Below are 9,356 nucleotides of genomic sequence, written 5' to 3'. Positions count from 1 at the left end.
ACTTTTTATGCATGTTTTTTTATGGCGGCGGGTAAGTGGCTGAGGGATAGGGATGTTGTAGAACATAATTTTCAATTGGAAGGAAAACAAGGGGAAAGGAAAGATCATTATTATATTACGCGCGCGCATAGCGCGAGAGAAGGAAAAGAAGAAAGAGAAACTGGAACTCAGGATTATGTCACCACACGTAATTTGTATTCAATTTGCCCTCACGCTCTAACTATGTTCATAAAAGTCCCTGTTTATAGGGGGTTCAGCGATGAGAGATACGGGGGGAGAAGAGTGGGAGCAACGATTTGCCCTCACTCGTGAGGAAAAGCGTCTCCGTGCTGCTCTTACTTCTTCCATTTATCCGGTAATAGTACTCTGGGATATTTTTTATTTGTATGGGGATTTACTATCATAAGGCTGGAAACAAACTGTTTCATACGGTTGAAACGATTGGTTTAGCGGGGTGAAACGAAAGGTTTCACTATATGAAACTATGAGTATCACCGCATGAAACTACCCAAAGGTATAGATGTAACTTTCCCGTCACACGATTACGTGCTCATTATCAATGATCCATTGACGCTCATGTGACGGTGACGGTAAAACATCAACAAAAAAAGACCGTAGCTCTTTACAAAAGCATACGGTCTTTCAGCAAGTTCCTCAATTTTCTTTTACTTCATCTTATACACCAACGTTCCCCCTTTCAATATATCTTCGTGAGAAATAGTTTTCTTTGTATAAGGCTCACCATTCAATGTCACACTCTCCACATACTTATGTTCTTTTGATAAATTCTCTGCGATTACGGTGAAATTTTTTCCGTCCGCTAAATGCAAAACCATCTTCGGCAACTGCGGAGCACCAAACACATATTCCCCACTCACAGGGTCTACCGGATAAAAACCCATTGCACTGAACATATACCAAGCAGACATCTGACCACAGTCATCATTGCCACAAAGTCCGTCCGGTTGATTACGATACTGAGTATCAAATATTTCACGAATTAACTCTTGTGTACGTTCCGGGCGTCCTGCCAATGCATATAAATACGTAACATGATGGCTAGGTTCATTGCCATGCGCATATTGTCCGATCAATCCTGTTACGTCTGCCTGAGTAGTTTCCAACTTCACAGTAAACACAGAATCCAATTTATTCAGGAAAGGTGCTTCTCCACCAAAGAGAGCAATCAACCCCGGAACATCGTGCTGAACATGCCAGGTATATTGCCAAGCATTTCCTTCCGTATAATCACCACCACTACTTTCGGCATGTCCGATATCACTCGGATTGAAAGGAGACTTCCATGTACCGTCCGCCTTACGGGGACGCATAAACTTCGTTTCCGAATCAAACAAGTTTTTATAATAATCGGCACGTTTCGCAAAGTATGCGGCCTCCTCTTCTTTTCCCATACGGCGAGCCATATCAGCTGCAGCATAGTCATCATATACAGATTCCAAAGTAGAAGATACCGATTCAGCCTTTGTCAGGTCTGTCGGGAAATAACCGTACTTCGTATAATTTTCCCAATTTGACTTTAATGGATGCGATTCCATTTGTGTCTTCTTTATAATATTGAAAGCCCGTTCTGCATCAAAACCACGGAACCCCTTGCGGTAAGCCTCAGCAATAACAGAAACTCCATGATTACCAATCATACAATAATTTTCTTTGCCCCACAATGCCCAGATAGGCAAGAAACCTTGCACTTCCCCCTGCTCTATCAATGAATTAACAAAACCATCTACACGTTCAGGAACAATCAACGTATAGAAAGGATGAGCAGCACGATACGTATCCCATAGAGAAAAAGTCGAATAAAAAGCACCTGCACCAGCCTTCACCACAGAATCAGCAGCATTCCGATACATTCCGTCTACATCCGAAATCTGGTTTGGTTGAATCAAAGCATGATAGAAACAAGTATAAAAGTTTGTTTTCTCATCATCCGTTCCGTCTACTTCGATTCGGCTCAAATAATTATTCCATTCGTTATGAGCGGCAGTTCTCACCCCTTCAAAGTCCCAAGCGGGAATTTCGGCTTCAAGATTCTTCTTTGCGCCGTCCACACTGGTAGTGGAAAGAGCCACTTTCATCAGTAACCCCTCTCCCGGTTTCATATCGAAAGTAGCAATGATGCGGCTACCTTTTTCTGTTTCCCTCATTGGCAGATAAAGTGTATCCACGACCGGACGACTAAATTTCATCACGAAGAAATAATCCTGATTCACCCATACAGCATTGTTTACATGTCCGGTTAATGTTTGAGCATCTTCCCAATTTACTTCACATTTTTTTACTTGCGAATGATATTGATCTTCATTCCAAGCCGGTCCATGCTGCAAATCAATCAACACAGATGCAGAATCAGCCTTATTATAGGTATAACGATGAAGTGCTGTATGGACAGAAGCAGTCAATTCTGCCTTAACCTGAGAATCAGAAAGCTCTACGGTATAATATCCGGGAGTTGCCGACTCTTTATCTTTTGAAAAATGGCTACGGTAAGCGTCCCATGGACGAACACGATTACCTGTCACCGGCATTACCAGGATATCTCCTAAGTCCATACACCCCGTACCATTCAAATGAGTTTGCGTAAATCCCCAAATCAACGAGTCCTAATAAGTATATTCCGAACAATATCTCCATCCAACAGCTCCTGTGACAGGACTAGTTTGTATCATTCCGAAAGGATAACACGCCCCAGGGAAAGTATGCCCGTTATCAGCAGCACCAATAAAGGTATTTACGTACTGAGTATAATCTTTCGTTTCCGTATCATCGGTCGGAGAACAAGAGGTATAGAAAAATAAACCTGCCAAAGCAGCAATAATCAGAGAAAGATTTCTTTTCATGAAAAATATCATATTTAATTAATTATACTTTGCTAATTTGGTTCGATAATAAGCGGAAACATCCTTCCAATGATAATAAGGAGCCAAATCACTTTCCATCGGTAACTTCATTTCACATTCATTCAACAAGACTTTCACTAGAATGTCTGCATTACCTTTCTTATGAAAGAATACAAATTGCACATTGCAAGCCATTGGGAATACTTCGTAAGCTCGCCATTGCTCAGATAGTTTTTCGATATCGGAATAAGATTGTCCATAATGATTTAATTCCAGCAAGGCTACAAAAGGAAGTACACAAGATTCGTGCCCGAAACGTAAGGTAGCTCTTCGTTTTCCATCTTTCAAGGCATCATCAGCAGTATTCAGAATATTCCGCAACAATTCTGCTTCCCGATAAGGCATCAGACACTGAGTCAGAGGAGAACAGCCGGAATTCAGGAACCAATTCACATTATTACAGCTCCATAAATCATAGCATTCGTCATCGTTGAACAAAGAATATAACTCCATATCTGTGTCATGACTTTGCATATTAGCAGCTATATCAAACAAACGTCTCATCAGTCGTGCTGCATCTACATTATTTCTTACATATTCCTCATCGGTAAACAATACCTTCATCAAACGGGACGGATGTACATGATTCACTTCAAAATCATGAATGATTTTCTTGACCTCTTCGGATTTAACCAGTTTATCCAGATTCTTATCCTTATGATTCATATAAAACATATCATGATAGCTGGCATCATTTTTAATCCGAAGATTCGGATTCATAGCTTGTAACTGAAGGCATTCGGCAGTCATGGACAAGATACAACGAATCACGACAGTAGAACGCGCATCTACCTCCGTACTATCGGCAAAGATCTGGGGGAAGTTGGCAAACATACGTTTTGCAATACCTCTATGCTGGCGAGCTCCCAACGCAGTTAGCTCCCCTAATCTTCCATCTGCCATTTCTGCTATTTTCAGCACAATATTCAGGGTACTTTTTCCTTTTGCAGTAAGTTTATTCAAAGAGTCTGCTTTTAATAGCACCTGTTTTGGAAAGAGATAATCATTTGGATCGATCAGATAACGTGAACCATGACGTGCATAAGTACTGATATAGAAGGGTTCATATCCTTCAGGGGCTGCTTTCTGCTTAACAGTAGGCGTAGGATAAGCATAATAATTATTTGCAGAAAGTTGTCGGTTGGCTTTAATTTCTTCACGAGCAGTTTGTGCTTGCGCCACCAAGACAATCAGAATTAACAAAATAACGGAAGTGAGTCTTTTCATAATATTTTTATTTGCAAATATACTTTTTTATTCCGAGAATGATTCTTTTTATCCAAAGGAATAATATCTCTTCTCTATGACAATGCAAAATTTCATGTGACTTATGAGACAAATATCAACTCAATTATTTATCTTTGTTAGCTTAAAGGCTAGTTGCCTCAAAAACAATAAGTAAAATGAAAGATTTCTTAAAATTTACACTTGCTACCATGACCGGCATAATTCTGTCGGGCATTGTATTCTTTATAATCGGTATGGTGACGTTATTCAGTATCGTACTCACCTCTGATACTGAAACTACAGTCAAACAGAATTCTGTGATGATGCTCGATTTAAACGGTACGCTGGTTGAACGTATACAGGAAAATCCGATTGATCTGTTATCTCAATTATTTGATAATGATACCAATATATATGGTCTGGATGATATTCTTACTTCTATCCAAAAAGCAAAGGAGAATGATAATATCCAAGGAATCTATTTGCAAGTCAGTTCCTTAGCCACTTCATACGCATCTCTGCAAGAGATCCGCAATGCGCTGCTCGACTTTAAAGAAAGCGGAAAGTTCATCATAGCTTATGGTGATAACTATACACAGGGACTTTATTACTTATCAAGTGTAGCAGACAAAATAATGCTTAACCCAAAAGGAATGATCGAATGGCGTGGCATTGCCTCCACCCCACTCTTCTATAAAGATTTGCTTCAAAAAATTGGAGTAGATATGCAAATATTTAAGGTAGGAACCTATAAGTCGGCAGTTGAACCGTTTATTTCTACGGAGATGAGCCCTGCCAATCGTGAACAGGTAACCGCTTTCATCAATTCTATCTGGGGACAAGTGCTTACAGGAGTTTCTGATTCCCGACAACTTCCCGTTGATAGTCTGAATGCTTATGCCGATCGTATGCTTATGTTCTATCCTGCCGAAGAAAGTGTAAAATGCGGACTTGCTGATACTTTGATCTACCGGAATGATGTACGCAACTATCTTAAAGAACTAGTAAGTATTGATAAAGACGATAATCTTCCTACATTAAGTTTGAGCGAAATGATGAATATTAGGGAGAATACGCCCAAAGATATAAGCAATGATATCGTTGCAGTGTATTATGCATCCGGAGAAATCACCGACACATCCGGATCGGCAGCATCAGAAGAAGGTATTGTCGGTCCGAAAGTTATTCGGGATTTACGTAAACTAAAGGAAGACAATGATGTAAAAGCTGTCGTTTTACGGGTTAATTCTCCAGGTGGCAGTGCGTTTGCCTCCGAACAAATATGGCATGCTGTAAAAGAGTTGAAAGAGGAGAAACCGGTTATTGTTTCTATGGGTGACTATGCTGCTTCCGGCGGTTATTATATTTCTTGTGTGGCCGATACTATTGTTGCAGAGCCAACGACACTCACCGGTTCTATCGGTATTTTCGGTATGGTTCCAAATGTAAAAGGATTGACTGAGAAGATCGGCCTGACTTATGATGTTGTAAAAACAAACAAGTTTGCTGACTTCGGAAATATCATGCGTCCTTTTAATGAAGAGGAAAAGACGTTGATGCAGATGATGGTAAATCAAGGATATGATACGTTTGTCAGCCGTTGTGCCGAAGGTCGCCACATGACAAAAGAAGCGATTGAAAAGGTTGCCGAAGGTCGTGTATGGACTGGTGAAACAGCTAAAGAACTAGGATTGGTAGACGTTCTCGGAGGTATTGACGATGCATTGGAAATCGCAGTTAATAAAGCAGGAATTGAAAACTATACAGTTGTTTCTTATCCGTCTAAACTGGACTTCCTGTCTTCTCTATTCGGAGTAAAGCCTACGAATTATGTGGAATCACAAATATTGCAAAGTAATTTAGGGGAATATTATCAACAATTCGGTCGGCTGAAAAATTTGAAAGAAAAGTCCATGCTTCAGGCGCGTATTCCATTTGAGTTGAACATTAAGTAAACCGTATTTTAACATGAGCGAGCACATTGTCAAGATACATAAATGGCTCTACCCTGTTTCGTGGATTTACAGGACAGTGGTAGCAATGAGAAATAAGCTTTTTGACTGGGGAGTATTCCAGTCGAAGAGTTTTAATATCCCTGTTATTTGTGTTGGCAATTTGGCCGTGGGAGGAACAGGGAAAACTCCTCATACCGAGTATCTGATAGAGTTGCTTCGTGATAAATATCAGGTAGCTGTACTAAGCAGAGGGTACAAACGGCGTACGAGTGGTTATGTGCTTGCCACTCCGCAAAGTACGGTAAAGACTATTGGTGACGAACCTTATCAGATGCATACCAAATTCCCATCTGTCACACTAGCTGTTGATGAGAATCGTTGTCATGGTATTGAAAAGTTACTTCGTTTGAAAGAACCGGCAGTAGATGTTATTCTGCTTGACGACGCTTTCCAACATCGTTATGTTAAGCCCGGATTAAGTATTCTGCTGACAGACTATCATCGTCTTTTCTGTGACGATATACTGCTTCCCGCAGGACGGCTACGGGAATCAATCAATGGAAAAAACCGGGCTCAGATTGTTATTGTCACTAAATGTCCGCAGGATATTAAACCTATTGACTACAACATCATTACCAAACGGTTAAACCTGTATCCATATCAGCAATTATTCTTTTCATCGTTCCGTTATGGAAATTTACGACCTGTATTCTCTCAGAATGATTCAGATTCAATAACGGGAGATTCAAGAAACAAAGAAGTGCCTTTGTCTTCATTGACTGATGCAAACATATTACTGGTAACGGGCATTGCTTCTCCTACTCCAATGCTCGAAAGATTAAAAGAGTATACGCAGAATATTGATCTCCTCTCATTTGGCGATCATCATGATTTCAGTCACCGGGATATACAGCTTGTCAAGGAACGATTTAACAAGCTGAAAGGTGAGCAACGGATTATCATTACCACAGAAAAGGATGCAACCCGGCTACTCCATCATCCGGCAGTGAACGAAGAACTGAAACCGTTCATTTATGCCTTGCCTATTGAAATTGAGATATTACAAAATCAACAAGATAAATTTAACCAACATATTATTAACTATGTTAGAGAAAATACAAGAAACCGCAGCTTATCTTAAAGAGAAGATGCACACAAGTCCTGAAACCGCCATCATTTTGGGAACCGGACTTGGAAGTTTAGCAAACGAGATCACCGAGAAGTATGAAATAAAGTATTCGGATATTCCTAACTTTCCGGTATCAACGGTCGAAGGTCATAGTGGTAAGCTGATTTTCGGTAAGTTGGGCAATAAGGATATTATGGCAATGCAAGGTCGTTTCCACTATTACGAAGGATATTCAATGAAGGAAGTCACTTTTCCGGTACGTGTAATGCGTGAATTGGGTATCAAGACGCTGTTTGTTTCTAACGCCAGCGGTGGAACAAACGCTGCTTTTGAGATCGGAGATCTGATGATTATTACCGATCATATCAATTATTTCCCCGAACATCCGTTACGTGGCAAAAATATTCCGTATGGTCCCCGTTTCCCGGATATGAGCGAGGCTTATGATAAAGAATTGATTCGTAAAGCGAACGAAATTGCCAAAGAAAAGGGAATTAAAGTACAGCATGGCGTATATATAGGTACCCAAGGTCCCACTTTTGAGACTCCGTCCGAATATAAGCTGTTCCATATTCTTGGTGCTGATGCGGTAGGTATGTCTACAGTCCCCGAAGTGATTGTTGCCAATCATTGTGGAATCAAGGTGTTCGGTATTTCTGTAATTACCGACTTGGGAGTGGAAGGAAAAATCGTAGAAGTAACGCACGAAGAGGTTCAGAAAGCCGCTGATGCTGCACAACCGAAAATGACTACCATCATGCGTGAACTTATCAATCGTGCATAAAAAGCTAAAGGATATTTATGAGAACTGAAATAGCCACTCTCGGAGAGTTTGGATTAATCAAACGTCTGACCGAGGGTATCAAACTGGAAAACGAATCAAGTAAATATGGTGTGGGCGACGACGCCGCCGTCCTCTCCTATCCTTCGGAAAAGGAAATTCTGGTGACTACCGACTTATTAATGGAAGGTGTGCACTTTGATCTCACTTATGTTCCTCTGAAACATCTGGGATATAAGGCGGCAGTCGTCAATTTCTCCGATATTTATGCGATGAATGGCATGCCTCGTCAAATTACCGTATCTCTTGCTCTGTCTAAACGTTTCAGCGTAGAAGACATGGAAGAACTTTATGCAGGTATTCGCTTGGCTTGTCAGCAATATCATGTGGATGTAATAGGTGGAGACACCAGTTCTTCTCTTACGGGACTTGCCATCAGCATAACTTGTATCGGTGAAGCGGACAAAGATAAAGTTGTTTATCGCAATGGTGCTAAAGATACAGATTTAATTTGTGTAAGCGGTGACTTGGGTGCTGCTTACATGGGACTGCAATTACTGGAACGTGAAAAAACAGTTCTAAAAGGTGAGAAAGATGTCCAACCCGATTTTACAGGTAAAGAATATCTTTTGGAACGCCAATTGAAACCGGAAGCTCGCAAAGACATTATCGAGAAATTAGCAGCCGCCAACATTGTACCAACATCTATGATGGATATTTCCGATGGTCTTTCTTCGGAATTGATGCATATCTGTACCCAAAGCAACACAGGCTGCCGTGTGTACGAGGAACATATTCCTATCGACTATCAGACTGCTGTCATGGCGGAAGAGTTCAATATGAACCTGACAACTTGCGCAATGAATGGTGGCGAAGATTACGAACTTCTCTTCACTGTTCCTATTGCCGATCACGAGAAGGTATCACAAATGGAAGGTGTCCGCCTTATCGGCCATATCACGAAACCAGAACTTGGTTGCGCACTAATTACCCGCGACGGACAAGAATTTGAGCTAAAAGCTCAAGGATGGAATCCTTTGAAAGAAGAAAAATAAATTGTCGTAGTAAATAACTAAAATATTTATTCTCATATAACACTGATAATAAGCAAACTAACTTTTTATCAGTGTTTTTTATTTCCAAAATCCTTGCAGAATCCAAAAGTTTCACTACCTTTGCAACCGCAAACAAGAAAGGTGCCATAGCTCAGTTGGTAGAGCAAAGGACTGAAAATCCTTGTGTCCCCGGTTCGATTCCTGGTGGCACCACTTTTAAAAGATTAATTATCAAGCAGTTACTAATTAAAGTAGCTGCTTTTTCCTTTATATATTACCCCGTTCTTCCAT

Annotated in this window: 6 protein-coding genes, 1 tRNA gene and 1 pseudogene; 6 read left to right on the top strand and 2 right to left on the bottom strand. The window is 40.6% G+C overall.

The window, feature by feature from the left end; all coding sequences use genetic code 11:
• On the top strand, positions 1–312 hold a 312-nt coding region (locus CZ225_RS24250; RefSeq protein WP_234983010.1), incomplete at its 5' end, for a hypothetical protein.
• A gap of 353 nt (positions 313–665) precedes the next feature.
• Here CZ225_RS24250 and CZ225_RS06275 read toward each other — a convergent pair.
• Together CZ225_RS06275 and CZ225_RS06270 are read right to left on the bottom strand one after the other, a co-directional pair.
• Positions 666–2,858 (bottom strand): annotated as a pseudogene (locus CZ225_RS06275) (GH92 family glycosyl hydrolase).
• A gap of 18 nt (positions 2,859–2,876) precedes the next feature.
• A complete protein-coding gene (locus CZ225_RS06270) occupies positions 2,877–4,145 on the bottom strand; it encodes a histidine-type phosphatase (protein WP_077153401.1) in 1,269 nt (422 codons plus the stop codon).
• Positions 4,146–4,321: 176 nt separating this feature from the next.
• Between CZ225_RS06270 and sppA the strand changes: the two genes are divergently transcribed.
• The 5 genes from sppA to CZ225_RS06240 all read left to right on the top strand — a co-directional run bounded on the left by sppA (position 4,322) and on the right by CZ225_RS06240 (position 9,278).
• A complete protein-coding gene (sppA, locus tag CZ225_RS06265; protein WP_077153400.1) occupies positions 4,322–6,100 on the top strand; it encodes a signal peptide peptidase SppA in 1,779 nt (592 codons plus the stop codon).
• Between the two features lie 13 nt (positions 6,101–6,113).
• Positions 6,114–7,241: a tetraacyldisaccharide 4'-kinase gene (gene lpxK / locus CZ225_RS06260; RefSeq protein WP_077153399.1), complete on the top strand. Its 1,128-nt coding sequence runs from the start codon at positions 6,114–6,116 to the stop codon at positions 7,239–7,241.
• Positions 7,204–8,013 carry a purine-nucleoside phosphorylase gene (locus CZ225_RS06255; protein WP_025076251.1) on the top strand — a complete coding sequence of 270 codons (810 nt, stop codon included), beginning with the start codon at positions 7,204–7,206 and terminating at the stop codon, positions 8,011–8,013. Before lpxK ends, CZ225_RS06255 begins: the two co-directional genes overlap by 38 nt.
• 17 nt (positions 8,014–8,030) lie before the next feature.
• A complete protein-coding gene (gene thiL, locus CZ225_RS06250; protein ID WP_077153398.1) occupies positions 8,031–9,065 on the top strand; it encodes a thiamine-phosphate kinase in 1,035 nt (344 codons plus the stop codon).
• A gap of 140 nt (positions 9,066–9,205) precedes the next feature.
• Positions 9,206–9,278, top strand: a tRNA-Phe gene (locus CZ225_RS06240).
• Positions 9,279–9,356 lie beyond the last annotated feature (78 nt).

Source organism: Bacteroides bouchesdurhonensis (assembly GCF_900155865.1).
GTDB classification, from domain to species: domain Bacteria; phylum Bacteroidota; class Bacteroidia; order Bacteroidales; family Bacteroidaceae; genus Bacteroides; species Bacteroides bouchesdurhonensis.
Note: the sequence above shows the minus strand (reverse complement) of the source record. Positions and strands in the feature narration are given on the sequence as shown.